The organism is Rothia sp. 11254D007BW (assembly GCF_053548195.1).
The window spans coordinates 1,164,269-1,189,552 of the sequence record NZ_JBPWPK010000001.1 but is presented as its reverse complement, the minus strand read 5'-3'; the positions used below and the strand labels follow the sequence as shown (position 1 = coordinate 1,189,552).

Sequence of the window (25,284 nt, the reverse complement as noted above, 5' to 3'; positions counted from 1 at the left end):
GCGCTAGCGAACCAGCGAGAGGGTCGGCAGCGAGCGTGAGGCTGCCGCCCTTCCGCCTTCTTCCTTCTCCTACATCTCTTCGTGAGTATTCGGGTCAAAGCCGCGGCCCACACCTGCTTCGAGCGCATCGATGCGGGCGACCTGCTCCTCGGTGAGCTCCCAGTCGAAGACCGCCAGGTTTTCTTCCATGCGCAGGGCCTGAGAACTCTTGGGCAGGGGCACCAGGTTCTTCTGGACCTCCCAGCGCAGGATAACCTGGGCCACGGTCTTACCGGCCTCAGCGGCGATAGTTTCGAGGGCGGCGTCCTTGAGCAGGTCGGTTTTGCGGCCCAGGGGCGACCAGCACTGGGTCAAAATGGCGTGGTCGAAGTTATAGGCGGCCCAGTCCTGCTTTTGGGAGTAGGGGTGCAGCTCAATCTGGTTGATGGCGGGGGTTACGCCGGTTTCTTCAATCAGACGGTCGATGTGCTCGGGCAGGAAGTTAGAGACGCCGATGGACTTGACCAGCCCCTCTTCCTGGGCTTTGATGAGAGCCCGCCAGGTATCGACATAGAGGCCCTGGGAGGGGTTAGGCCAGTGGATCAGGTAGGCGTCGAGGTAGTCAAAACCCATACGGCTCAGGGTGCCTTCGAGGGAACGGAGGGCGGGCTCGTAGCCGTGGTCGCGCCCCGGCAGCTTGGACTGCACGAAGATTTCATCGCGCGCAGTGCCTGAGCGCAGGACGCCGCGGGCAACACCCACCTCGTTCTCATAGTTCACCGCGGTGTCGATAAGGCGGTAGCCGCGGGCGATAGCCTCAGAGACGGCGACCTCGGCGTCTACGTTGTTGAGCGGGTAGGTGCCTAAGCCCAGGGGCGGGATTGAGGTGCCGTCGCGCAGGGTATGGTTTTGCATTGGTTTTCCTCTCGGGTGGAGCGGGGCGGACGCGGGTTAGCGGCTGAGCAGGTCAAGCACCAGGGTGGCGCTTCGTTCGGCCACGATGGGGGCGTCCATGTGGAAGTCCTGGTCGGCTGCAGGGCCGCAGAGGTCAGAGATACCGCGTACCGCGATGAAGGGCAGGGAACGACTGGAGCTAATCTGGGCCAGGGCGGTGGTTTCCATGTCGGTGGAAAGCGCCTGGGGGAAGAGCTGGCGGGTGTCTTTGACGTTGTGGGCGGTAACAAAAGACCCACCGGCCAGCATCTGCCCAAAGAGGGCGCTGCCTTCACCGGTGTAGGCCGCTGCGGCAGCGCGGGCCTTCTCAACCAGCGCCGGGTCGGTGGCGTAGGTTGCGGGCATGCCGGGAACCTGCCCGAACTCGTAGCCGAAGGCGGTGGCGTCCGCGTCCGTGTAGGTGTAGTCGGTGCCGATAGCCAGGTCGCCCACATTCACGTCGGCGCGCAGGCCGCCGGCGGTACCGGCAGACACAATGACGCGCGGGGTAGGCACCAGCGCCAGGGCAACAGACAGGGCCGTGGCGGCATTGACCAGGCCAATCTTTGAGCGCACCAGCAGAATCTTCAGCTCGTCAGTGCCGGTGGCAAGCACCCGGGGGTAGAAGAGGGCCTCACCCAGGGCGTAGGCCTCACCGACCGGCTCGGTCTTAGCGAGGAAGGGGGCAGCCTCTTCGTCCATGGCTACCTGCACGATAGCGGCGTTATCAAAGCCGCCAGGAAGAGCAAAAGCCGACACTAGGCCATCACCTGCTCCCACTCGTCCTTCTTCTCGAGGAAAGCACGAACCGCAGCCTGGGCCTCGTCGAGCGAGTGGTTAGCACCCCAACCGCACTGAACCTCGTTAGCGGCCGGAACCTCATCGGCCTGCAGCAGGTCATTCATCGTAGCCTCAAGAATCTGCATAAAATCGGCAGGCTCAACACCCAGGGTCAGGGCGTAGAAACCGGTCTGGCAACCCATAGGGGAGAAATCAATCAGAGCGTCGGTGTGATTACGCATGTGATGGGCGGTCATATGCTCAATCGAGTGAACCGCCTTCATGCCCAGGTGACCCTTGTTCGGCTGGGTGAAACGCACATCGTACTTAATCAGGACGTCCCCACCTGGCAGGGTCTTACGGTCAGCTACGCGCACGTAGGGGGCTGCCACAGCGGTATGATCCAGGTCGAAAGACTCAACATTAGTCTTCTGCTTCTCAAAATTCTCAGTGATTTGCATGCTTACTATTCTCTCGTACTTAGGGAACTCGCGCTAGCTGGAGGAGTAGGCTAAGACATAAGTGTTCACGAACGATTGGAGTACTTCCATGAACGTACTGATTCCCACCGCTGCTGCCTCAGCCGGCCTAATGGGCGGCTACAAGGTTGCCCGTGTTACAAACGTCCGCGCCCTGGGCGGGGTCGCCCTAGCCGCTGGCGGCGCTGCTGCCTTTGCCGGCTGGAAGAAGAACGCGGGAACCGGCACCGCCGCCGCCCTCACCGCCGTCTACCTCGGCGCCTTCGGCTACTCCCACGCCCTGCACAAGAAGATTGGCCCCTGGCCCGCTGTGTGCGCCGTTACCGGTGCTACCGCGCTCGCTTCCCTGGCCTTCGGCCGCGAAAAGAAGTAGCACGGGGAGCCCTCCCTGCCGGCTTGACCAGGTTTGTACCACGCCCTGCCCGCAAACGGTACTAAAAATGGGCCGCGCGCGGTACAAACTGGTGTTGCGGGCACGGCCAAGAGAGCGATGCAGGTGAGCAAGCTACCACCGGGGCCTCTCTTCCCGGTGGCTAGCTTGTGCTGTAGAGTTGACTATGTATGTGACTGCAGTCCGTGGCAGTTACCTGCAGCGGGAAAGCCGCCCACCGGCGTCCTTGCCCCTCAACCCGGCAGCAAAAATGTTGACCGGGCCGCACACGGCACTAACTCTAGGAGTTAACCCATGGCTCTTGATCCCAAGATCAAGCAGGAAATCATGAAGGAATACGCAACCCACGAAGGTGACACCGGTTCACCCGAGGTTCAGGTTGCAGTTCTGACTCGTCGTATCACCGACCTGACCGAACACCTCAAGTTCCACAAGCACGACCACCACTCACGTCGTGGTCTGATGATTCTCGTTGGTCGCCGCCGCAACCTGCTCGGCTACCTCAAGAGCGTCGACATCGAGCGTTACCGCGCCCTCATCGAGCGTCTCGGTATCCGCCGATAACACAAGGTTTGTGAGCGTGAGGGCGACACCGCAACCCGCGCATCCGGCTTAATAGTCGGACGCCGTTGGTCGAGGGTGACGCCCTCACCCACACCTACCACCCACAGAATAGAAATAAGTCGCCGCGTGCTTTGACGGTCCTCGGTAGCGGTTTACAGAAAGCCCTATTGGCGGGGTCTGTGAGCCTCAATCGATGACCGAAGGCGCGGCGCAGACAACAGAAATGGAGGAACCTTGGAAGGTCCCGAAATTCAGTTTGCAGAAGCAATCATTGACAACGGCAAGTTCGGTAAGCGCGTAGTACGCTTCGAAACCGGCCGCCTGGCCAAGCAGGCCGCAGGCTCTGCCCTGGTCACCATCGACGACGACACCACCCTGCTCTCCGCCACCGCAATTGGTAAGAGCCCCCGTGACGGCTTCGACTTCTTCCCCCTGACCGTAGACGTTGAAGAGCGCATGTACGCAGCCGGTAAGATCCCCGGCTCCTTCTTCCGCCGTGAAGGCCGCCCCTCAACCGAAGCGATCCTGGCTGCTCGTCTGATTGACCGCCCCCTGCGTCCTGCCTTCAAGAAGGGCATCCGCAACGAGGTGCAGGTCGTTGTCACCGTGCTCACCATTGAGCCCGACGAAATCTACAACACCGTCGCAATCAACGCGGCATCCTGCTCCACCACCCTCTCCGGTGCTCCCTTCGCGGGCCCCGTCGGCGGTGTGCGCATTGCCCTGATCGACGGCCAGTGGGTTGCCTTCCCCAAGTACTCCCAGCTTGAGAACGCTGTCTTCGATATGGCTGTAGCCGGTCGCGTTGTGACCAAGGCTGACGGCACCGAAGACGTCGCCATCATGATGGTTGAAGCAGAAGCTACCGATAACTCCTGGAAGCTCATCAAGGAAGACGGCGCCACCGCACCGACCGAAGAAGTTGTTGCTGAAGGCCTCGAAGCTGCTAAGCCCTTCATCGCAGCCCTCTGCAAGGCCCAGGCTGACCTGGCCGAGCGCGCCGGCAAGCCCGCCCTGGAGCTGCCCATCTTCGGTGAGCGTGCCGCAGAAATCGACGAAGCAGTCAAGGCTTTCGAGCCCAAGATCGTTGAGGTCTACTCCATCGCCGGTAAGCAGGACCGCGAAACCGCGTCCGCTGACCTGCAGCAGGAAATCGTTGAAACCCTGGCCGCAGAAGGCAAGGAATTCGAGGGCCGCGAAGACGAAGTCAACGCAGCCTTCAACGCCCTGACCAAGCACGTTGTGCGTCAGCGCATCCTCACCGACCAGGTCCGTATCGACGGCCGCGGCCTGACCGACATCCGTCAGCTCACCGCTGAGGTTGAGGTACTGCCCCGCGTCCACGGCTCTGCTATCTTCGAGCGCGGCGAAACCCAGATCATGGGCGTCACCACCCTGAACATGCTCAAGATGGAGCAGCAGCTGGACTCCCTCTACCCGGTCAAGTCCAAGCGCTACATCCACCACTACAACTTCCCTCCCTACTCAACCGGCGAAACCGGCCGTGTGGGCTCACCCAAGCGTCGCGAAATCGGCCACGGTGCTCTCGCTGAGCGCGCCCTGACCCCGGTTCTGCCCTCACGCGAGGAATTCCCCTACGCTATCCGCCAGGTCTCTGAGGCCTTGGGCTCCAACGGTTCTACCTCCATGGGTTCCGTCTGTGCCTCCACCCTCTCCCTGCTGAACGCCGGTGTGCCCCTGCGCGCCCCCGTCGCCGGTATCGCCATGGGCCTTGTCTCCGACGAGGTCAACGGCGAAACCCGCTACGCAGCCCTGACCGACATTCTCGGTGCTGAGGATGCCCTGGGCGATATGGACTTCAAGGTCGCAGGTACCTCCGAGTTCGTCACCGCTATCCAGCTGGACACCAAGCTCGACGGCATCCCCGCTTCCGTCCTGGCAGGCGCCCTGACCCAGGCACGTGAAGCCCGCCTGCACATCCTCGAGGTCATCAATGCAGCAATCGACGCTCCCGACGAGATGAGCGACTACGCACCCCGCGTCATCTCCGTTCAGGTACCCGTTGCCAAGATCGGTGAGGTCATCGGCCCCAAGGGCAAGATGATCAACCAGATCCAGGAAGACACCGGTACTGACATCTCCATCGAGGACGACGGCACCGTCTACATCGGCGCTACCGACGGCCCCTCCGCAGAGGCAGCCCGCGCAGCAATCAACGCGATTGCTAACCCGCAGGTTCCCGAGGTCGGCGAACGCTACCTGGGTACCGTCGTGAAGACCACCACCTTCGGTGCCTTCGTCTCACTGACCCCCGGTAAGGACGGCCTGCTGCACATCTCCGAGCTGCGCAAGCTCAACGACGGCAAGCGCGTGGACGACGTTGAGGACGTCGTCGGCGTGGGCCAGAAGGTCCAGGTCGAGATCTCCAAGATTGACGACCGCGGCAAGCTGTCACTGGTACCCGTCGTAGCCGAAGGCGAAGAGAGCGGCGACGAAGAGTAATGACCGCTCCGTAGCTTCTACCGTACGAAGCAGATAGAGGGGGCAGACACCCGGTGTCTGCCCCCTCTTACTCGTTCAATTTCTTACTTTCCCCATCAGAAAGACCTGACTGATATGCCCGTCCTTCTACCCCTTGAAACCGCTGACCTCACCGATGAGCTTAACTACCGCGTCGGCCGTCTCATCTACGCCGGTGGGGGAGGCAACGAAGTGCGCCGCTCCGTGCTGCCGGGCGGCGTCCGCGTCATCACCGAACGCATGCCATCCCAACGCAGCGTCTCCATCGGCTTCTGGGTAGGGGTGGGCTCACGCGACGAGCAGCCCGGCATGCTGGGCTCCACCCACTTCCTCGAACACCTGCTCTTCAAAGGCACAGAAAGCCGCAGCGCCCTCGACATCGCCCACGCTTTCGACCGGGTAGGTGGCGAATCCAACGCCCTCACCGCCAAAGAGCACACCTGCTACTATGCTCGCGTGCTCGATGAAGACACCCCCATGGCCATCGACGTTATCGCCGACATGGTCACCGGAGCCAAACTAGACCCCGCCCTACTTGAACAGGAACGCGGCGTCATCCTCGAAGAAATCGCCATGGATCAGGACGACCCCACCGACGTCGCCTTCGAGTCCTTCATTGAACAGCTCATGGGCAGCAACCCCCTGGGGCGCCCTATCGGTGGTACCCCGCAGGAAATCACCGACGTTGCCCGCGATAAGGTCTGGGAACACTACAAGAAGTTCTACACCCCCGACCGCTTGGTCATCTCCGCAGCCGGTAGTCTCAACCACTCAGAAATCGTCAACCTGGTCCTTGACTCCCTGGCCAACCGCGGCTGGGACCTGACCGAAGGTGCCCTACCTGCCCCGCGCCGCGTCCGCCAACAGAGCAACATCGTGCCCGGTGCCCGCGAAAAAACCCTCGAAAAGGGCTTTGAACAGACCAACATCGTGATGGGCTGCCCCGGCCTCATCGCCGGCGACGAGCGCCGCTACGCCATGAGCGTGCTCAACTCCGCTCTGGGCGGGGGAATGTCGTCCCGTCTCTTCCAGGAAATCCGCGAGAAGCGCGGCCTGGCCTACTCCACGTTCTCCTTCACCGGCTCTTACTCAGACGCCGGCTACTTTGGCATGTACGCCGGTTGCCTTCCTGCCAAGGCCGGGCAGGTTACCGAGCTCATGCGCTCTACCTTCGACGATTTTGTGCGCGACGGTATCACGCAAGAAGAACTTGAGAAGGTCGTTGGGCAGTTGGGTGGTTCCACCGTGCTGGGAAGCGAGGACGCCGGCTCCCGCATGAGCCGCCTGGGCCGGGCAGAGCTGGACTCGGGTAAGTTCCTCTCGATCGATGAGCTGCTCGATGGCGTTCGGTCAGTAACCGCCGACCAGGTCAACGACCTGGCCCGCTACCTAGCAGACCAGGAGTGGGTCACCACCATCGTCAAATAAACTTTAGGGAGGGCGCCTGCTTATCTGCGGGCGTCCTTCTTTTTTGCGCACTCTACGGGCAGCTCACCGCTTTGTACCGTGCCCTGCCCACTTTCGGGGCTAAATATGGGCAGCACGTGGTACAAAGTGAGGGGAAAGCAGAGCAGGGGGACGGGGCTCCTCCCCGAAACGGGTAAACGACAGCCGGTCAACCCCTGTGGATAGAAGGCGAAACAAAGCGTCTTCACTGCACCAAAAGAACGACCCAAAGACCCCTGGCTAGGCACAAGATTCCTATCTGCTATCCACAAGCTGCCGTATGGTAGAAAACCTCAGACACGGTGAGCCAAACTCACCCTATGCGGATCGCTGAACCTCTAACCTTCGTTTCCACCCGTGCCGAACTTGTAGCCGCCGGCCTATGCAACTCCACCATCACACGCAAAATGCACCGCGGCGAGCTCGTGCAATTACGCCCCGGCATATTCTGCCCAAGCTCTATCTATAACTCTCTGCGACCAGCCGAGCGATACCCCTACGCCATAGCTGCCTATGCAAAACAGAACCCTGATGCTATCTTCAGCCACAGGAGCGCTGCCTGGCTCCATGGCCTTAGCGTCATTGCTTCAGAGAACCTGGTCGATATTCTGGCTGGCTCGAATACTCGAGGCCGCGCTCAAGGAATCATCAAGCATTACACTGTAAAACCTTCTGTGCCTATCGCATACATATCAGGAACAGTGCGAGCAACTAGCCTGCTACAGACACTCGATGACTGTGCGAGATACCTGGAGCTGAGCGAATCGGTGTGCATTATCAACTCGGCTTTGAACCGGCAACTTACAACGAGTGAAGCTGTAGAAGAGCGGCTGTATAGACTCAAGGGCCGGGGAGCACGCCGAGCGCGGGCTACACTTCCGTATCTCAGTAGCCTGTGCGAAAGCCCCGGTGAAACTCTTCTATTGATCGCAATTATTGACGGTGGTCTACCGAGACCTGCACAGCAAGTAAACGTAGTGGTTGGAGGTAGGGTATATAGACCTGATTTTCTGTACGAGGATGAGAAGGTCATTGTTGAGTTTGACGGCCACATCAAATACACGGACTACGGGCCTACTGATCGGGCTGTTATGTCAGAGCGCAAGCGTGAGAAACAGCTGCAGAATCAGGGCTGGATTGTTCTTCGGTATAGCTGGGCGCAGGTGAGAAACCATCCGGAGCAGGTAGCCAGTGAAATTGCTGCAATGCTTGAACTGCGCAGAGGGGCACCGCTCTAGCTACTTTGTACCGCGCCCTGCTCACATTTGGGGCTAAATATGGGCAGCACGTGGTACAAAGTGAGGGGAAAAGCGGGCAAACGCGGGAAGGACGCCGGGAGCCGGGGAACAGCCCGTGACACGGCACAGACCTGACGGCCCGGCCCTGCACGACCTTATCCCGCCAGCGCCTTCGCCACCGCGTCCTTGACGGTCTGAGCATAGACAGTCAGCCCCTCACCCTGCGGGTGCACGCCGTCGGAGACCAGGTACTCGGGGTGGCCCTTGGCCGCTGCCTGCCAGTCGGCAATAAAGACCGTATCGGGGTTCTGCGCCGCGAACTCGCGAATCACCTGGTTAGAGGGCTCAATCCAGGTCAGGTTTGCCGGGCCAACACCGGTCACCAGCACGATCTTGCGCTCCCCGTTAGGCGACACCGATGCCTTGAGCTGTTCTAGCTGATCTACGGTGAAAGTAGAGTTAGCTGTTACCGAGAGTACAAGAACCTCGCGCATCTGACCCGAATCTACCATCTGCTCAATAATGGGCAGGGCAGCGGAGCTAGTGCGGGAAACTTCCGCATTGACCAGGGCCTGGGGCATAGCCTCACCCAGGGCAATCGAAGAAGCCAGCGTGACCGAGTCACCCACAATCGTCACCTGGGACCCATCAACAGCGGCCACCTTCGAAGCAGAAGCACTGGGGGAGGGGCTGGCGCTTTCCGTCGGTTCAGCCGAGGCGCTGGGGCTGTCAGAAGAGCTGGGAGCAGCTGATGCGGTAGTCGGCTGGGGTGCAGGCGCGGACGCCTGCGCGTAGTTGGCACCGGCTGCCACCACGGCTTCAGCCTGGGTCATGGCAGGTGCGGTACGCACTGCAAAAACAGTGGCAATGAGGGTTACACCGGCAAGGACGGCTGCGCCCACCGGCAGGGCCCGGCCAGTCGGTGCCACCATGGCTGAGAACCAGGCTGAGAGCGCCCCACGGAAGCCCAGCTTGCGCACGGGCTGCTCCACGTACATGTAGGAGAGCCCTGCAACGATCAGAGTCAGAAGTAGCACACCAAAGTTCACCCAGGGGGAGCGTGCTGCCCCAAAGGTGTAGTGGGCCAGCACCATCAGGGGCCAGTGCCACAGGTAGATGCCGTAGGAGCGCTGGCCGATCCAGCGCAGGGGAGCTAGAGACAGCAAACCCCGAAATAGCCCGGAGGTGCCGCCACGGACGTCCGGAAGCAGGGCCTGAATCATGCCCATACCCAGGAGGGAACCCACCAGCAGCCCCCAGGGCATTAGCCAGGAGCTGTGGTCTGACAGAGTCAAAGCATAGGGAACCACCGCAACCAAGCAGCCCCAGCCAACCAGCTGGCGGAGCCAGCCCCAGATACCGTTGCCATAACCTACTAGGGGGTAAAGCCGGTCGTCAACGGGCGGGTACATGGACCAGGGAATCATCATGGCCAGTAGCACGCCCAGCATGAGCCCGTAGAGGTGGGTATCGGTGCCGTAGTAGAGGCGGGTGCTAGAGGCACCCAATAGCCCCAGTACGACCGCAGCCAGCAGCGACAGGGCGCCCAAAACGCCAGGAACCAGAGCTCGCTGCCACCACTTAGCGGTAAACATAAAGACAAAGACCATCACCACGGGCCAGAACAGGTAGAACTGCTCTTCAACCGCCAGTGACCAGAAATTGGTCATGAGCTCAGGGGAGGTCTGCGTGAAATAGTCGTTACCGGCCCAGATCAGCAGCCAGTTCGACGAATAGGTAAAAGCACCGAGAATCTGACGGCCCAGGCCGACCTGCGCGTCGCCGCCCACGAGCAGGGCCAAAGAACCTACTACCAGGGTCAGCAGGGCAAAAGCCGGCACCAGGCGGCGCAGACGCCGCACCCAGAAAGAAACGATATCCATCTTGCCGGTGTAGGCACCCTCGCGCAGTAGTAGGGCAGTAATCAGATAACCCGAGATAACGAAGAAAATATCAACGCCAATCATGCCCCCGGGCAGGTACTGGGGCCAGAAATGGTACACCAGCACCAGCAGCACCGCGATAGCGCGTACGCCGTCGAGACCGCGCAGGACAAAGCGTCGCTGCCCCTCGTGGGGGTGCACGGCAGAGTAAAAAACGTGATCGTCTTTCATAGTTCCCTTGGGTTGGTGAGCTGGGGTGCAGGCGCACCTTTCTAGTGTAAGAGCTGGCAGGCTTATCTTGTGTCGCACCCGCCGGGTCTTTTAGCACTCAACGGGCCGAAGGCGGTTTCGGATGCTGAAATACCCCCGCCTACTTTCGGGTATTAGCGCAGGTGAAAGGACGCTTGGGTGCGGCAGAGCGTGCAGCGAGGCTACCCCGTTCGCTAGAGTAGTGTGATGTGGCTTGTTGATGCGATACCTGCGCCAGCCGGTGCTGTGCGCGTGAGCGAGTACCGCCAGGTGCCGCTCGGCACCCAAGCTAACGGACTAACTAAGGGGTATATAGAGGCATGAGCAAGATTTGGAAGGTCGCTGTTGTAGGCGCTGCCGGTCGTATGGGGTCAGAGGCAGTGAAAGCGGTCAACACCGCAGAAGACATGGATCTGGTAGCCGCCCTGGGCAACGGGGACTCCCTGGACCTGCTCGTTGAATACGGCGCCGGCGTCATGATCGACCTGACCGTTCCCTCAGCAACCGAGGCGAACGTACGCTTCGCTGTTGAGCACGGCATCCACGCGGTGGTTGGTACCACCGGCTGGAACGAAGAGCGCCTGGCTTCCCTTGAAGCCCTGCTCGCCGAGCACCCCCGGGTGGGCGTGCTGATTGCCCCCAACTTCGCCATCGGTTCTATCCTGGCCACCGAGTTTGCAGCTAAGGCCGCTAAGTTCTTTGAATCGGTTGAGGTCATCGAGATGCACCACCCCAACAAGGTGGATGCCCCCTCGGGTACCGCCGTCCACACCGCTCACAAAATTGCAGCAGCCCGCGCTGAAGCTGGCGTGCCCGCCTCACCCGATGCTACCGAAACCGATGAGGGCGGCTCCCGCGGCGCCAAGGTCGCCGGCGTCAACGTGCACGCCGTCCGCCTGCGCGGCCTGACCGCCCACCAGGAAATCCTGCTGGGAGACGCCGGCCAGCAGCTGGTCATCCGCCACGACTCCTTTGACCGCACCAGCTTCATGCCCGGCGTCCTGCTGGGCGTCCGCCAGGTCGAACAGCACCCCGGCCTCACCGTGGGCCTTGACCGCTACCTCAACCTGGACTAGCCCGTGACCTCGCTGCGCGCTTTTACCGCCGGGGCAATTACCCTGGCCGTCCTCACCGTGCTCATCCTGCCCCTACCGCTAGGAACCCGCCTCTTCTTGCTCGCGGTCGGTGTTTTCTGCGCGGTATTTATCGCGGTGGACGCCGGTGGGCGGGGGCGCGCCTTCGCCGCCCTCGTCACGGTGGCCCTGAGCCTCTACCTAGTGCTGACCGTTCAGAGGGGCTTCATCTTCCTGCAGAATGCCGGAACCCTGGGCGCACTGTTGGGCGGGGCTCTCATCGTACTGCCCGTCCTAGGAGCCTGGGCCATGGTGCGCGAAATTATCTTCGGCTCCCGCACCCAGTCACTGGGCCAAGAACTCGCCGCAACCGGGGAACTGCCCGAAGACACCCTGCCCCGCACAGAATCCGGCCGTATCGACCGAGCCGCCGCCGACGCTGAGTTCACTCGGGTTGCCGCAGCAACCGAGGCTGAACCCACCAACTGGAAAAACTGGTTCCACCTCTCCCTGGCCTACGACGCCTCCGGCGACCGAAAACGCGCCCGCAAAGCCATGCGCACCGCCATCGCCCTTCACCGCGGCAAAACCCCGGCCCAACTCTCTGTCTAGAAGCTGCCCGCGGGTGTCCGCCCCGCCAAGCCACCTAGCTTTAAGCAAACTCACCCCACCCCACCTAGCCAGATAAGGTAACGTAGTAGATATGTCTGAGACCGCACAGAACACCTCAACCGCAGCAGAACCCGTCTTCGGGCGCCTGCTCACCGCCATGGTCACCCCCTTTGCCGCCAACGGCGAAGTGGACGAACAAGCAACCGCAGCGCTCGCGACCAACCTGGTGGACCGAGGCCACGACGGTCTCATCGTCTGCGGCACCACCGGCGAATACTCCACCATGACCGATGAAGAAAACGAAAACGTCTTCCGCATCGTCAAAGAAGCCGTCGGCGACCGCGCCAAAATCGTAGCTGGCGTTGGCTCCAACGACACTGCCCATACCCTGCACCTGGCCTCCCGCGCCGAAGCTGTAGGTGTGGATGGTCTGCTTGTAGTTACCCCCTACTACAACAAGCCCACCCAGACCGGTCTTGAAGCCCACTTCCGGACTGTCGCTGACGCGGTTAAGACCCCCGTCATGCTCTACGACATCCCCGGTCGCGCCGGTATCCCCATCACCCCGGCCGTCTACCGTGCCCTGGCAGACCACGAAAACATCGTGGCAGTCAAGGACGCCAAGGCCGACTTCACCGCTGCCACCGAGGTCATGGAAACCACCGACCTGGACTACTACTCAGGCGACGATGGGCTGACCCTACCCTGGCTGGCTATGGGAGCCGTCGGCCTCGTCGGCGTTACCTCCCACGTAGCCCCCGAACACTTCCGCCAGCTGATCGACGCAACCGTCGCCGGCGACCTGGCAACCGCCCAGAAACTGCATCTCGACCTGGCCCCGGTCGTCCGCGCCGCTATGAGCCGCGTACCCGGCTGTGTTGCTGCCAAGCAGATTCTCACCTGGCAGGGCATCCTCGGCTCAGCCACCGTGCGCCTGCCGCACGTACTGGCTACCGACGAAGAAGCCGCCCTCATGCGCTCCGACCTCGAAGGCTCCATCATCGCCTCAACCCTGGTCAAGTAAAAACGTACTGCGGGTACCCGGCGGGCCCACCCAAAATCACGGCGATTTTGGGTGGCCCGCTTTGCCCGTATTCAGAAAAGAAAAACGAACGAAAGAGAAACTATGCAAACAGTTGAAAGCCCGCACCTACCTCCCAAACTGAAAAAAGACACTCTGCGCGTTGTGCCCCTGGGCGGGCTGGGCGAAGTCGGCCGTAACATGACCGTCTACGAGATCAACGGCAAACTGCTCGTTGTTGACTGCGGCGTGCTCTTCCCCGAAGAGTCCCAGCCCGGCGTTGACCTCATTCTGCCCGACCTCAACTACATCAAGGATCGCCTGCAGGACATCGTGGCCATCGTGCTGACCCACGGCCACGAAGACCACATCGGTGCTGTACCCTACCTGCTGCGTCTGCGCCCCGACATTCCCCTGGTTGGCTCCCAGCTGACCCTGGCCCTGGTCGAGGCAAAGCTGCAGGAACACCGCATCAAGCCCTACACCATGGACGTCGTTGAGGGCCAGGTTGAGCGTTTCGGCCCCTTCGAATGCGAATTCGTAGCCGTTAACCACTCCATTCCCGATGCCCTGGCAGTCTTCATCCGCACCAAGGCCGGTAAGTGCCTGCACACCGGCGACTTCAAGATGGACCAGCTGCCCCTCGACGGCCGCATCACCGACCTGCGTCACTTCGCCCGCCTGGGTGAAGAAGGCATTGACCTCTTCCTGCCCGACTCAACCAACGCTGAGGTTCCCGGCTTCACTCCCACCGAAAAGAACATCGGCCCGGTTATCTCTAACGTCATGCGCGACGCTAAGCGCCGCGTCATCGTTGCCTCCTTCTCATCCCACGTGCACCGCGTGCAGCAGGTGCTCGACGCCGCCGCCGAGCGCGGCCGCAAGGTCGTGCTGGTGGGCCGCTCCATGGTGCGCAACATGACCATCGCAGAGAAGCTGGGCTACCTGAACGTACCCGAAGGTATTCTGGTCGACCTCAAGAAGGTCGACGACTACCGCCCCGAGCAAATCGTGATGATGTGCACCGGCTCCCAGGGCGAGCCCATGGCAGCCCTCTCCCGTATGGCTAACGGCGACCACAAGATTCAGGTCGAAAAGGGCGACACCATCATCCTCGCCTCATCCCTGATTCCCGGTAACGAAACCTCCGTCTACCGCGTGATCAACGGCCTGATGAAGCTGGGCGCCAACGTGGTACACAAGGGCAACGCCAAAGTCCACGTCTCCGGCCACGCCGCCGCCGGCGAGCTGCTCTACTGCTACAACATCCTGCAGCCCAAGAACGTCATGCCCGTACACGGCGAAGTCCGCCACCTACTGGCCTCGGGCAAGCTCGCTATCGAAACCGGTATTAAGAGCGACCGCGTGCTGATCTGTGACTCCGGTACCGTGGTAGACCTGCGCGATGGCCGCGCCGATATCGTCGGTCAGGTACCCTGCGAATACGTCTACGTCGACGGTAAGTCCGTGGGGCATGTGACCGAGGACGACCTCAAGGACCGCCGCGTACTGGGCGAAGAGGGCTTCGTTTCTATCGTGACCGTGGTCGACCGCGCCACCAAGCGCGTAGTCACCGGCCCCGACATCCACGCCCGCGGCATCGCCGAAGACGACTCCGTCTTCGACGACATCACCCCCAAGATCACCGCAGCCCTCGAGGACGCCCTGCACCGGGCCCCCGAGAAGGTGCACACCACCCACCAGCTGCAGCAGATCGTCCGCCGCACCATGGGTGCCTGGGTGGCCCGCCGCCTGCGCCGCAAGCCCATGATCGTGCCCGTGGTCATCGAGACCCACACCCCCGAGGCTGAAGGTAACTAGCAACCTCTGAACATACCCGGCGGCAGTTTTACCTGCTGCCGGGTAAGCTATTTAAACGCATACCAACGTCAACCAGTATTGGGAAGAATGGCTCCGCGAAAGTCTGCATCGAGTAAATCAGCTCCCCGCTCTACGGGGAGCCGCTCCAAGACGTCCTCACGTCGCTCAACCTCCGCTCAAGGTCGAAGCCGCAAGACCACGTCAGCACCCCCTCAGGAGAGCAACGCCTTTGTACGCGCCCTGGTGGGAGCCTGGCAGCCTCTAGCCTTTACCGTGGGCGGTGCCGTACGCCGAATGGGCGAGCTCCGCACCGATATCGAACTGCACGAACGCCGTGACGGCGGGGCCCTGCTGGTGCTGGCTATTGGCCTGCTCACCGCGGGCGTGGAATGGTGGGGCTGGCGAGCTGACCCCGCTAACCTAGCCTGGTACGAGTGGCCCCTGCACCTGTGGCATATCGCCGTGGGCGGCCTCTTCGGTCAGGGCTCCCTGCTGATTCCCATTCTCTGCCTGATTTTCGCTATCAGAATCTTCCGCCACCCGCTGGAGGTACGCACCAATAACCGCATCGCCATCGGTTTTACCATCATGACGGTTTCGGCTTCCATGATGGGTGCCAAGGTCGCCGGCTACCCCTCCTTCTCATCGAGCTTTGATGAGTTCTGGGGCGGCGGCGGTACCGTGGGCGTCCTAATCGGTACCCCTGCAAGCCGTATCGTGGGCGGCGTGAATGTGCTCGAATGGCTTGTGATTGCCCTGGTCTTCCTGGCCGGTTTGCTGGTGGCAACCGATACGCCCCTGCGCCAAATCTGGCCCAAGGTCGTGCATATTTTCGGCCTGCTCCTGGGCGAAAAGCCCCACGGCTCTGTTGCCGACGCCGGGCGTCCTTCCCGTGCTTCCCGTACCCAGGACGATACCGAAACCCGCGTGCTGGATGGCGAGCACGACCGCTCCTATCTCTATGAGGACGCCCCCGCCCCGGCTCCCCGCCGCCGCGGTGGCCTGCTGAGCTGGCTGGGCTTTGGCTCCCGTGAAGAGAAGGACCGGAGGCTTGACCGCTACGAGGCAGATGAGGCCTACCAGACCGCTATTATCGAGGGCGGCTACGATGCCGAACCTGAAACCGCCCGCGTTGAGCAGGTTCCTGTTGCCCCCCGCCGCGCTGCCCAGAACGCGGCCCGCCCCGTAGAAGCCTTTGACGTTGAGGCCCCCCGCAAGCAGACCCGTAAAGAGAAGAAAGCAGCGGCTAAGGCCGCCAAGAAACAGGGCGAGCTCTTTGACCAGGGGCTATGGGAGAGCGAGGACGAGCTCGCGGCCAGCTACGCCGAGCAGGAGCGTTCGGACGCCCCCGCCCAGCGCCTCGACCAGGCCCGCCAGGCTGCCGCGGATCACGGCTATAGCCCTGAACCGGTAGAAGCAGACCGTGACGACTTTGAGCCCGAGACTGCTGCGCCTCAGCCTGTTAGCCGACCGGCTGCTGCTTCTGCATCAGCACCCGCCACCGCATCAGCCCCTGCTGTGCCCCGCCCCGGCAAGGGGAGCGCGTCCGCCCGCCTGCAAAACAACACCGTGGCAGAGCGAACCGAGCAGCCGCGTGGCGAGCTGGTCGTGGAGTCGTCGACCGGCTCCTACGCCCTGCCCACCGAGTCCATGCTCGAGGCCGGCCCGCCCGCCAAGGAAAGCTCCGAAGCCAACGAACAGGTGGTCGATGCCCTGACCAACGTGCTCCAGCAGTTCAACGTGGACGCCGAAGTCACCGGCTTCTCCCGCGGCCCCACCGTCACCCGCTACGAGATTGAGCTGGGCCCCGGCACCAAGGTGGAGCGCGTCACCGCCCTGTCCAAGAACATTGCCTACGCCGTGGCATCTGCCGACGTGCGCATCCTCTCGCCCATCCCGGGTAAGAGCGCTATCGGTATCGAAATTCCCAACACCGACCGCGAAATCGTGGTGCTGGGCGATGTGCTGCGCTCCGCCAAGGCCCACGCTACCGACCACCCCATGGTCATGGGCGTGGGTAAGGACGTCGAGGGCGGCTTCGTCATCGCTAACCTGGCGAAGATGCCCCACATGCTGGTGGCAGGTGCTACCGGTGCCGGTAAATCCTCGTTCGTGAACTCCATGATTACCTCGATCCTGATGCGCTCAACCCCCGATCAGGTGCGCCTGATTATGGTTGACCCCAAGCGAGTGGAGCTCACTGCCTACGAGGGGATTCCCCACCTGATTACCCCCATCATCACCAACCCCAAGAAGGCCGCCGAGGCCCTGCAGTGGGTTGTGCGAGAGATGGACGCCCGCTACGACGACCTTGCCCACTACGGCTACAAGCACGTGGACGACTTCAACAAGGCCGTCAAGGCTGGCAAGATTCAGCCGGAGCCCGGTTCCAAGCGCCAGATTAAGGCCTACCCCTACCTGCTGGTGATCGTGGACGAGCTTGCCGACCTGATGATGGTTGCCCCGCGCGATGTGGAAGAGTCCATCGTCCGTATCACTCAGCTGGCCCGCGCCGCCGGTATTCACCTGGTGCTGGCGACCCAGCGTCCGTCCGTTGACGTGGTCACCGGCCTGATTAAGGCCAACGTACCCTCCCGCATGGCCTTTGCGACCTCGTCAGTGACCGACTCACGCGTGGTGCTCGATCAGCCCGGCGCCGAGAAACTGATCGGCCAGGGTGATGCCCTCTTCCTGCCCATGGGCGCGTCGAAGCCCATGCGTGTGCAGGGCGCCTGGGTGGGCGAATCTGAGATTCACGAGGTCGTGGAGCACGTGAAGAAGCAGGCCCCCGCGGTCTACCGCGACGACGTGATCGCCGCTGCCCCCTCCAAGAAGATTGACGACGACATCGGGGACGACCTGGATGACCTGCTGCGGGCAGCTGAACTGGTGGTCAACACCCAGTTCGGTTCGACCTCCATGCTGCAGCGCAAGCTGCGCGTGGGCTTTGCTAAGGCAGGGCGCCTGATGGACCTGCTCGAATCCCGTGAAGTTGTTGGCCCCTCCGAGGGCTCGAAGGCCCGCGACGTGCTGGTCCAGCCCGATGACCTGCCCGCCGTCCTCGCTAAGATTCGGGGTGAAGAGCCCCCGGCCCCTGTAGACAGCGACCCCTACGGAGGGGATCCCGTAGCCCACATGAACGACGGGGTGCCGCAGGCCGTTGACTACTACGACGAGGCGGATGACCCCGACAGCGAAGACGCCTGGAACCTGACCGGCCGCTAGCCCTGCCCGCCAACTACCGCCCGCCGCCAGACCCAACCGACCGCGTCCGCCCCGCACACATCAGCGGGGCAACGCCACCCCAAGGAGAAGACCATGGCCGACCAGACCGCAACCGCTTCTAACTGGAACATCCCGAATGCGCTGACCGCCCTGCGTATTGTGATGGTTCCCCTGTTCGTCTGGGCCCTCTGGGCCGGCGGACCCCACGGCGAGGCCAACCTGAGCCTGCGCTGGTGGGCAGCCGCCGTGTTTGTGCTGGCCATGATTACCGACTGGCTCGATGGCTACCTGGCCCGCAAAAACAACCTGATTACCAGCTTCGGCAAGATCGCTGACCCCATCGCCGATAAGCTACTCACCGGGGCTGCCTTCGTGGTGCTGTCCATGCTGGGGGAGCTGTGGTGGTGGGTCACCATCGTCATTCTGGTGCGCGAGTGGGGTATCACGGTGATGCGCCTGTTCATCATCAAGTACGGGGTCATGGCGGCCTCTAAGGGCGGTAAGCTCAAGACCGTGCTGCAGACGGTGGCCCTGGTGCTGATGATTCTCCCGCTGGGGCAGCTGGGCTCCTGGGCTCTGTGGCCCGGCTACCTGGTGATGGCCGCTGTGGTGGTTGTGACCGTGGTGACCGGTATCGACTACGTCATCAAGGCCATGCAGCTGCGCCGCGACTACTTCGCGGCTCAGGGGAAGTAGCCCGGCATGGTAGAGACAAGTGCCCAGGACCTTGAGCGCGCAGCTGCCCGCCTGGTTGCCGCTGCGGTAGCTCGCTCAGCCGATGCGGCGCAGAAGGGGGCGGACGCCGGTGCTCAGCTGGCAACGGCAGAGTCCCTGACCGGGGGTATGGTGGGCCAGCTCATCTGCACCGTTCCCGGGGCATCTGCGGTGTACCGGGGTGGCGTTATCTCCTACGCTACCGAGGTCAAAGCCTCAGTGCTGGGGGTACCTGCCGGTTTGCTGGCTGAGCGGGGAGCGGTAGATCCGGACGTCGCAATCGCCATGGCTCAGGGAGCCGCCCGGGTCTGCGAAGCTGATTTCGGCGTAGCCACCACCGGGGCTGCCGGGCCGGAGCCCTGCGATGGCAAACCGGTAGGGCGCGTCTACCTGGCCGTAGCGCACCCGGCCAGCGGGGGCGTCCGCGTGCTTGAAAAAAACTATGCGGGCAACCGGGCAGAAATTCGCGCCCAAGCCGCCCACGATGCCTTGAACCTGCTTGCAGAGTTTCTTGCTGACACCGCTAAGTAAGCTCCCAGAAAATTTTCAGATGAATTTTTCAGCTAACGGGGAATGAAAGCACAGCCGCGTAGGTTTAGATAGATGTAACAAGAAAAAGTCGTAAGTAAACGAAATATTCTTGAGGTCAGCTGACGAAAGCGCGAACATGCGCTAGGCTGATAACACCCGCTCCTGATATAACGGGAGCATGACAACCAGGAGATTGGTATAAAAATGACTAAGCAGCCCGTATCCGTGAACGGTGTCGTCCGTTGGAAGGATGTGGGTCAGACTGAGAACGCTGCCCCCGCCCAAGACACCGGTAAAGTAATCCTGCTCCGCCACGCTATCGGCGAAGTTCTGCGCGATGTTCGCCAGCGCCAGGGCCGCACCCTCCGCGAAGTTTCCCACTCAGCCCGAGTGTCACTGGGCTACCTCAGCGAGGTCGAGCGCGGCCAGAAGGAAGCCTCATCAGAGCTGCTGGCTTCCATCTGTCAGGCACTGAACATCTCCCTCTCAGCTATGCTGGCCGAAGTCTCAGCCCGCATGGCTGTTGAAGAAGGATTCTCGGTACCTGATACCGTACCCGCTGAGTTCTCAGAACAGTTCAAGCGCGAATACGGTATCGCCGCAACCTCAAGCCGCGATATTCCCGCCGTCGAGCGCCCCCTGGCAACTCGCTAGACGATTCGCTCTTTAGGTAACTAAGAGATGGAGCCGGGCCCCGCAAGGGCTCGGCTCTCTTCGTGTTCTGTGGTGTCTGTGTACTGTGGAGGGAGGAAGAAGATGAAGCTCAGTGAATTTTGGGCGGCGATGGATCATGAGTTTGGTCCGGTCTATGCCCGCCATCTAGCCCGTGATCTGGTGCCTGGGGACTTCGGTGATTTGACGGCCCAGCAGGCTCTGGACGCCGGTGCCAACGTGCGCGAGGTATGGCTGGCTATCTGCCGGGTGCAGGACGTTCCTGTAGAACGGCAGCTGGGGCCCGATATTGAACCGCGGCCCTAGGCTAGAAAATCGTTCGTACTTAATAGAAAATGTGTTCGAATTCCTGTAGGATTGTGGACAAACGACCGGCAGCCCGCGACACATAACCGGGTTATCCACAGATTTTCAAAATCTTCGCGCTGAACCCTTAAAGTGTCAGCCCTAGGTATTACCGTGGTAGCCAGAGAAGAACTCTCGTACCGCGATAAGAAATGAGGAACATACATGGCAGCGAAAACTCGCATGCAGTCAGTAGGTCAGGTGCCCGCCGAAGGGCGCGAAAAGGCGCTTGAGGCCGTCCTTGCCCAGATTGATAAGAACTACGGCAAGGGCTCCGTCATGCGCCTGGGAGACCGCGAGGCCAGCAAGGTCGAAACTATTTCAACCGGCGCTCTGGCCCTGGATGCCGCCCTTGGCATTGGCGGCCTGCCCCGCGGTCGCGTGGTAGAAATCTACGGCCCTGAATCTTCTGGTAAGACCACCGTTGCCCTCCACGCTGTGGCTAACGTGCAGAAGGCTGGCGGTATCGCAGCCTTTATCGATGCTGAACACGCTCTTGACCCGGTCTACGCAGCCAAGCTGGGTGTAGACACCGACGCCCTGCTGGTCTCCCAGCCCGATACCGGTGAACAGGCCCTCGAAATCATGGATATGCTGGTGGGCTCTGGCTCCATCGACATTATCGTGGTTGACTCCGTTGCCGCTCTGGTGCCCCGCGCCGAAATTGAGGGCGAGATGGGTGACTCCCACGTGGGTCTGCAGGCCCGTCTGATGTCCCAGGCCCTGCGTAAGATTACCGGTCGCCTGTCAGCAACCAACACCACCGCTATCTTCATCAACCAGCTGCGCGAAAAGATCGGTGTTTTCTTCGGCTCACCCGAAACCACCACCGGTGGTAAGGCTCTGAAGTTCTACGCCTCGGTACGTATCGATATTCGCCGTATTGAGACCCTCAAGGACGGCGCTAACCCCATCGGTAACCGTACCCGCGCTAAGGTCGTCAAGAACAAGATGGCCCCGCCCTTCAAGCAGGCTGAATTCGATATTCTCTACGGTGAGGGTATCTCCGTTGAAGGTGGCATTCTTGACCTGGCTGTTGAACACAACGTGGTCAAGAAGTCCGGCGCCTGGTTCACCTACGAGGGCGATCAGCTAGGCCAGGGTAAGGAAAACGTGCGCCGTTTCCTCAAGGACAACCCCGAACTGACCGAAGAGATCAAGTACAAGACTATGGTCAAGCTCGGCATCATTGAGGGTGAAGAGGAAGAGCTGGACGAGATAGAGCCCAGCACCTCTGTTGACCCGCTCGATGATATCTCTGAGAACTTCTAAACTCATAACAGCGAGCTAGTAGCCGCCACTACCGGGAAAAGCCCCCGGTAGTGGCGGCTTTCGACATGACACGATGTAGGTAGTAGGAGGGGAATATGAGCGCAGAAAACCCACGAGCCGAAGATTTCCTTGCCCCTGAGGAGTACCCGGCCTGGCACCCGGCGGCACAGGGTCTGACCCAGGACCTGCCGGGGGAGTCTGGCGCCTACGCCAGCACGCAAACCGCTACCCCCTATACCGGCAAAGCATCAGCCGCAGCGGGTAGTAACCGTGACGGTGGGGAAGTCGCCGAGGCTGCGGAACCAGCCCGTCAGGGCAAATACACCCGCCGTCGTAACCCCAACCTCAAAAAAGGGTTCCGCAAGCCGCCCGCCAAATACGCTGCCCGCTCGCCCTTCGCACCCGCTATCGGGGCGGCGTCCGCCCCAGAGAACGAAACTCCCCAGCGCAAGCGCTCGCAGCCCCTCTTCCGTGAAGGCTCAGCCCTGAACGAGCCGGTCACCGACGAAGAGATGCTGGTACAGGGGGTCACTCCCATGCCCGAGAAGAGAGGCCGCGGCGGTAAGGAGCCGGAGAGTGAATTTACGCGGGCTAAAAATATTGTGCTGAATCAGCTTGCTGCGTCACCTAAGTCCCGGGCCATGCTGGAGAAAAAGCTGGTTGAGAAAGAAATCTCGGCCGAGGTTATTGAGGATATCCTGAACCGTTTTGAGGCGGTCAACCTGATTAACGACGCTGAGTTTGCCGATATGTATGTGCGTACTCGAATGAACGTGAAGAAGCTGTCGCGGTCGGCTATCCGGCGGGAGCTGAAAACCAAGGGGGTTGAGGGTGAGCTTGCCGAAATAGCTCTGGAGCAGCGCACCGAGGAGGATGAGCGCGCCGACGCCCACGAGCTGGTGCGCAAAAAACTGCGTCCCTCAATGGACCTGGGGGACAGGGCTGAGAAAGAGAAGGTCATGCGCCGCCTGGTGGCTATGCTGGGTCGCAAGGGCTACCCGGCGGGCCTAGCTTTTAGCGTGGTGCGCGAAGAGGTCGAGAGTTACGCTCAAGAGATGGGCATGACCGCACAGGATAGCTATTCCTACTATGACTAAAAACAGGGGCGTACGGTACAGAGGTATGTACCGTGCGCCCCAGTCTGATATGGCCTGCGGCAGGTTTACGACCAGCCGTTGGGCAGTAGACCAAAAATAGCGGCAACCGAGTAGATAAAGGCAACCGTATAGGTCACAATGAGAATCCCCTGGGCAATGGGGTGAGCTTGCCAGGTCACTGTCCAGACAGGTTCTAGCTCGCCCTTTTTACGGGCGGCTCGAAGCATGAGCACCGGGAGGATAGACATAGCAGCACCGGCAAAGCCGCCGGCGTATGACAGGGCAGAAACGAAACCGCCTAGACCGGCAATAGAGATAGCCAGCGGGGGTAAAACGGTCAGGCCAACAGCGGCGATACGAAGCGGTCCGTGTTCTTCCCAGCGAGTGATATCGAGGATATTACGCATAGCGGTGTAGCCGATAGCTACAAAAGAGGTAAACATTGCCAGCAGGGCAAAGATGTTAGCCAGGTAGTAGGCAAGAGGGCCCAGGGCTTCACCCCAGGAGAGCGTGACAACCTCAGAGACGTTATCACCGAGCAGGCCCAGCGCGACAAAGGGAACCAGAGCGAGGGTGAAACCGGTGGCTGACATGCCGCCAACGAGAGCGGTGGGGATAGCCTTGGGGTTGGCGTCGCCAAGTCCGCGTACCAGCTCAGGGACAACGTACTGAGCCATAAAGGTGAAGACCGCTAGGTTCATAATTGGCACGATGAAGAAGGGGTGCAACTCTACCAGGTTGGAGAGAGTAATGCCGGGGCCAAGAATAGTCCAGAGTGAGAGGGCAAGAATGATCGCTGCCATGCCCGTGGTAATGAGCCCTTCGACAAGACCGGTGGCGTGTAGACCCTTAAACATGATGAAGGAGCCAAGCGCGAAGAAAAGTAGGGTTCCAGCGAGCTGTGGTAAACCGGTGAGATTGTTGAGCAGAGAGCCTGAGCCTGCGGCGTAGGCTATGAGTGCACCGATGGAGTTGACCATGATAGCAGCGAAGATGACCCAGCGGCCGGCCTGACCCAGGTACTTTTCTGCTAGGCCTGAGAGCTGTAGTGGTTCTTTGGTGCGCTGAGAAACCTCGGCGATGTACATCATAGAGAAGGTAGTCAGCAAACCAGCAATGGTGAGGGCAATGGCGAGCGCCAGGAAACCACCGTTGCGGGCGGCGTAGGGCAGGCTGAGGATGCCCGCGCCAATATTGGTGCCGAAGATGAGGGCGATGCCTTGGAGGACACTGAGGGTTGGGGCAGGGCGCTGATAAGCGACTGACCCTGACGGAGCGGACGAGGACATGGAAATCCTTAGGGTAGGGGAACATAAGAAGGGTGCGTACAGTGTGAGGTACTGAAGTAGATAGTACTCCCGGCGGGGCAAAATAAGAGCTATTGTGACTGCTTATGCCCGACAGTTTGTTCCGTTAAGATTGCTTGGAGGGTGAGAACCGCCGAAGCCACGTGCTGATCGTGATCAAAAGCTGCCTGGGGCTGGGGTGAGACTCGCTCGTAGAATTCTTGGGTTTTTGTGTGCCAGGTCAGGCTGCTTAATACTGCTTGCGGTAGTGGCCCCTCAGGCCAGGACGGGAAGCCCAGCAGGAGCTCAGCCACCGGTAACGCCCAGTGGTGCCAGCAGGTGCCCTCAGCGTCGATACCGCGAACCCCCGACCCAGGGGCCGCCTGCTGCAGCAGATTGGCCGGAGAAAAATCGCCGGACGACAGCACCCTCTCACTCGGCGCCGGGTAGATAATGCCCTCCACGGCCTGCTCCATCTGCGTGAACTCAACCGACCCCACGGGCACACCTTCCCTCTCGACCAACAGGTGCAGGCCCTTGAAGGCAAGCTGGGGTGAGGGCAGGGACCCTGGTGCGGACGCCCGCGTGTCAGCGCTCGCAAGCTCAGCGGCAAAAGATGCCTGGGCGGCAGCCTGGGCGGGAGAGCCCAGAATGCTAGCCCAGGTATCTACCCAAGCGTCCAGGGCCTGCGGGGGTGCGGCGTCCGCCCCGGACGACAGCAGAAGCTCACCCAAGCTGATAGCGGATGAGGCGCCGCAGGTGACGTCCTCAAGAATCAGCAGACGGGCATCGTCGTCGGCAGCCAATAGGCGGGGGTAAAGCCCCGGTGCGACCTGCTCCAGGGCAGCAAGGCCGTGTTTTTCGCGCAGGTAGCCAAAACCGCCAGAGTTGCGGGCTGAGTCCTTGCGGCGAAAATACTTGAGCACACAGCTCGCCCCGCGATGACCCCGCACCCGAACCACCACCGACCGCATCCCGCTCGACAGAACCTCGGCATCAGTAACCTGAACGCCGGTCAGTTCCACAGACCGCTCTAAAAGCCCGGCCAGCAGACGCAAAAAAGCGGGGGAATCGACGGGCTGCTCCACCGCGCTAGGGGAGTAGGCACTCGCAGCCTGGGCGGCACGTGATGCAAAGAATGAGGGAGAAGGGCGAACCGGCATAGAGCCCAGAATAGCAACCTAGTAGACTG

General features: G+C 61.3%; 22 protein-coding genes. 16 read left to right on the top strand and 6 right to left on the bottom strand.

Features of this window, described 5'->3' with window-relative positions:
• Nucleotides 1-69 precede the first annotated feature (69 nt).
• The 3 genes from ACEE43_RS05295 to ACEE43_RS05285 are packed head-to-tail and all read right to left on the bottom strand — an operon-like array spanning nt 70 to nt 2,153.
• Nucleotides 70-894 (bottom strand): aldo/keto reductase, encoded by an 825-nt coding sequence (locus tag ACEE43_RS05295; protein ID WP_449107844.1) that lies wholly within the window; start codon nt 892-894, stop codon nt 70-72.
• A gap of 36 nt (nt 895-930) precedes the next feature.
• On the bottom strand, nt 931-1,692 hold the full coding sequence (gene mtnN / locus ACEE43_RS05290; RefSeq protein ID WP_449122301.1) for a 5'-methylthioadenosine/S-adenosylhomocysteine nucleosidase: 762 nt from the start codon (nt 1,690-1,692) through the stop codon (nt 931-933).
• Nucleotides 1,671-2,153, bottom strand: coding sequence for an S-ribosylhomocysteine lyase (locus ACEE43_RS05285; protein ID WP_237237462.1), 483 nt, complete (start codon nt 2,151-2,153; stop codon nt 1,671-1,673). The genes mtnN and ACEE43_RS05285 overlap by 22 nt, the downstream gene beginning before the upstream one ends.
• 88 nt (nt 2,154-2,241) lie before the next feature.
• Here ACEE43_RS05285 and ACEE43_RS05280 point away from each other — a divergent pair, with 88 nt between their 5' ends.
• From ACEE43_RS05280 to ACEE43_RS05260, 5 genes are all read left to right on the top strand, one after another.
• A complete protein-coding gene (locus ACEE43_RS05280; RefSeq protein WP_237186860.1) occupies nt 2,242-2,544 on the top strand; it encodes a hypothetical protein in 303 nt (100 codons plus the stop codon).
• Nucleotides 2,545-2,856: 312 nt separating this feature from the next.
• A complete protein-coding gene (gene rpsO, locus ACEE43_RS05275; protein WP_135012745.1) occupies nt 2,857-3,126 on the top strand; it encodes a 30S ribosomal protein S15 in 270 nt (89 codons plus the stop codon).
• A gap of 234 nt (nt 3,127-3,360) precedes the next feature.
• Entirely contained in the window at nt 3,361-5,589 is a 2,229-nt protein-coding gene (locus tag ACEE43_RS05270; RefSeq protein ID WP_449107842.1) for a polyribonucleotide nucleotidyltransferase, read from the top strand.
• 114 nt (nt 5,590-5,703) lie between these two features.
• On the top strand, nt 5,704-7,035 hold the full coding sequence (locus tag ACEE43_RS05265) for a M16 family metallopeptidase (protein ID WP_449107841.1): 1,332 nt from the start codon (nt 5,704-5,706) through the stop codon (nt 7,033-7,035).
• A 692-nt stretch (nt 7,036-7,727) separates the two neighbouring features.
• Nucleotides 7,728-8,291 carry an endonuclease domain-containing protein gene (locus ACEE43_RS05260; protein ID WP_449107840.1) on the top strand — a complete coding sequence of 188 codons (564 nt, stop codon included), beginning with the start codon at nt 7,728-7,730 and terminating at the stop codon, nt 8,289-8,291.
• Nucleotides 8,292-8,446: 155 nt separating this feature from the next.
• Here ACEE43_RS05260 and ACEE43_RS05255 read toward each other — a convergent pair whose 3' ends face one another.
• Entirely contained in the window at nt 8,447-10,405 is a 1,959-nt protein-coding gene (locus ACEE43_RS05255; protein WP_449107839.1) for an acyltransferase family protein, read from the bottom strand.
• A 338-nt stretch (nt 10,406-10,743) separates the two neighbouring features.
• On the opposite strand from ACEE43_RS05255, the gene dapB reads away from it, so the two are divergent.
• The 11 genes from dapB to ACEE43_RS05200 all read left to right on the top strand — a co-directional run bounded on the left by dapB (nt 10,744) and on the right by ACEE43_RS05200 (nt 22,806).
• Complete coding sequence (gene dapB, locus ACEE43_RS05250) at nt 10,744-11,499, top strand: 4-hydroxy-tetrahydrodipicolinate reductase (RefSeq protein ID WP_449107838.1); 756 nt, start codon at nt 10,744-10,746, stop codon at nt 11,497-11,499.
• 3 nt (nt 11,500-11,502) lie between these two features.
• On the top strand, nt 11,503-12,108 hold the full coding sequence (locus tag ACEE43_RS05245) for a hypothetical protein (protein ID WP_449107837.1): 606 nt from the start codon (nt 11,503-11,505) through the stop codon (nt 12,106-12,108).
• 91 nt (nt 12,109-12,199) lie between these two features.
• Complete coding sequence (dapA, locus tag ACEE43_RS05240; RefSeq protein WP_449107836.1) at nt 12,200-13,132, top strand: 4-hydroxy-tetrahydrodipicolinate synthase; 933 nt, start codon at nt 12,200-12,202, stop codon at nt 13,130-13,132.
• A gap of 102 nt (nt 13,133-13,234) precedes the next feature.
• A complete protein-coding gene (locus ACEE43_RS05235; protein ID WP_449107835.1) occupies nt 13,235-14,950 on the top strand; it encodes a ribonuclease J in 1,716 nt (571 codons plus the stop codon).
• Nucleotides 14,951-15,037: 87 nt separating this feature from the next.
• Entirely contained in the window at nt 15,038-18,175 is a 3,138-nt protein-coding gene (locus ACEE43_RS05230; RefSeq protein WP_449107834.1) for a DNA translocase FtsK, read from the top strand.
• A gap of 93 nt (nt 18,176-18,268) precedes the next feature.
• Entirely contained in the window at nt 18,269-18,871 is a 603-nt protein-coding gene (gene pgsA, locus ACEE43_RS05225) for a CDP-diacylglycerol--glycerol-3-phosphate 3-phosphatidyltransferase (RefSeq protein WP_237186850.1), read from the top strand.
• Between the two features lie 6 nt (nt 18,872-18,877).
• Nucleotides 18,878-19,420 (top strand): CinA family protein, encoded by a 543-nt coding sequence (locus tag ACEE43_RS05220; RefSeq protein ID WP_449107833.1) that lies wholly within the window; start codon nt 18,878-18,880, stop codon nt 19,418-19,420.
• 204 nt (nt 19,421-19,624) lie between these two features.
• Entirely contained in the window at nt 19,625-20,074 is a 450-nt protein-coding gene (locus tag ACEE43_RS05215; protein WP_237222233.1) for a helix-turn-helix domain-containing protein, read from the top strand.
• Nucleotides 20,075-20,176: 102 nt separating this feature from the next.
• Nucleotides 20,177-20,398, top strand: coding sequence for a DUF3046 domain-containing protein (locus tag ACEE43_RS05210; protein WP_185173269.1), 222 nt, complete (start codon nt 20,177-20,179; stop codon nt 20,396-20,398).
• 204 nt (nt 20,399-20,602) lie between these two features.
• Nucleotides 20,603-21,709, top strand: a complete 1,107-nt coding sequence (gene recA / locus ACEE43_RS05205) for a recombinase RecA (protein WP_449107832.1) — start codon at nt 20,603-20,605, stop codon at nt 21,707-21,709.
• A gap of 95 nt (nt 21,710-21,804) precedes the next feature.
• Complete coding sequence (locus ACEE43_RS05200; protein ID WP_449107831.1) at nt 21,805-22,806, top strand: regulatory protein RecX; 1,002 nt, start codon at nt 21,805-21,807, stop codon at nt 22,804-22,806.
• A gap of 65 nt (nt 22,807-22,871) precedes the next feature.
• Here ACEE43_RS05200 and ACEE43_RS05195 read toward each other — a convergent pair whose 3' ends face one another.
• Nucleotides 22,872-24,095 (bottom strand): aromatic amino acid transport family protein, encoded by a 1,224-nt coding sequence (locus tag ACEE43_RS05195; protein ID WP_237236293.1) that lies wholly within the window; start codon nt 24,093-24,095, stop codon nt 22,872-22,874.
• Nucleotides 24,096-24,184: 89 nt separating this feature from the next.
• Nucleotides 24,185-25,255 (bottom strand): hypothetical protein, encoded by a 1,071-nt coding sequence (locus ACEE43_RS05190; protein WP_449107830.1) that lies wholly within the window; start codon nt 25,253-25,255, stop codon nt 24,185-24,187.
• Nucleotides 25,256-25,284 lie beyond the last annotated feature (29 nt).

Coding starts and splice junctions, on each gene's coding strand:
- ACEE43_RS05295 (WP_449107844.1), bottom strand. CDS start 894: ATGCAAAACCATACCCTGCGCGACGGCACCTCAATCCCGCCCCTGGGC.
- ACEE43_RS05285 (WP_237237462.1), bottom strand. CDS start 2,153: ATGCAAATCACTGAGAATTTTGAGAAGCAGAAGACTAATGTTGAGTCT.
- ACEE43_RS05280 (WP_237186860.1), top strand. CDS start 2,242: ATGAACGTACTGATTCCCACCGCTGCTGCCTCAGCCGGCCTAATGGGC.
- rpsO (WP_135012745.1), top strand. CDS start 2,857: ATGGCTCTTGATCCCAAGATCAAGCAGGAAATCATGAAGGAATACGCA.
- ACEE43_RS05265 (WP_449107841.1), top strand. CDS start 5,704: ATGCCCGTCCTTCTACCCCTTGAAACCGCTGACCTCACCGATGAGCTT.
- ACEE43_RS05255 (WP_449107839.1), bottom strand. CDS start 10,405: ATGAAAGACGATCACGTTTTTTACTCTGCCGTGCACCCCCACGAGGGG.
- dapB (WP_449107838.1), top strand. CDS start 10,744: ATGAGCAAGATTTGGAAGGTCGCTGTTGTAGGCGCTGCCGGTCGTATG.
- dapA (WP_449107836.1), top strand. CDS start 12,200: ATGTCTGAGACCGCACAGAACACCTCAACCGCAGCAGAACCCGTCTTC.
- ACEE43_RS05235 (WP_449107835.1), top strand. CDS start 13,235: ATGCAAACAGTTGAAAGCCCGCACCTACCTCCCAAACTGAAAAAAGAC.
- ACEE43_RS05230 (WP_449107834.1), top strand. CDS start 15,038: ATGGCTCCGCGAAAGTCTGCATCGAGTAAATCAGCTCCCCGCTCTACG.
- pgsA (WP_237186850.1), top strand. CDS start 18,269: ATGGCCGACCAGACCGCAACCGCTTCTAACTGGAACATCCCGAATGCG.
- ACEE43_RS05220 (WP_449107833.1), top strand. CDS start 18,878: ATGGTAGAGACAAGTGCCCAGGACCTTGAGCGCGCAGCTGCCCGCCTG.
- ACEE43_RS05215 (WP_237222233.1), top strand. CDS start 19,625: ATGACTAAGCAGCCCGTATCCGTGAACGGTGTCGTCCGTTGGAAGGAT.
- ACEE43_RS05210 (WP_185173269.1), top strand. CDS start 20,177: ATGAAGCTCAGTGAATTTTGGGCGGCGATGGATCATGAGTTTGGTCCG.
- recA (WP_449107832.1), top strand. CDS start 20,603: ATGGCAGCGAAAACTCGCATGCAGTCAGTAGGTCAGGTGCCCGCCGAA.
- ACEE43_RS05200 (WP_449107831.1), top strand. CDS start 21,805: ATGAGCGCAGAAAACCCACGAGCCGAAGATTTCCTTGCCCCTGAGGAG.
- ACEE43_RS05195 (WP_237236293.1), bottom strand. CDS start 24,095: ATGTCCTCGTCCGCTCCGTCAGGGTCAGTCGCTTATCAGCGCCCTGCC.
- ACEE43_RS05190 (WP_449107830.1), bottom strand. CDS start 25,255: ATGCCGGTTCGCCCTTCTCCCTCATTCTTTGCATCACGTGCCGCCCAG.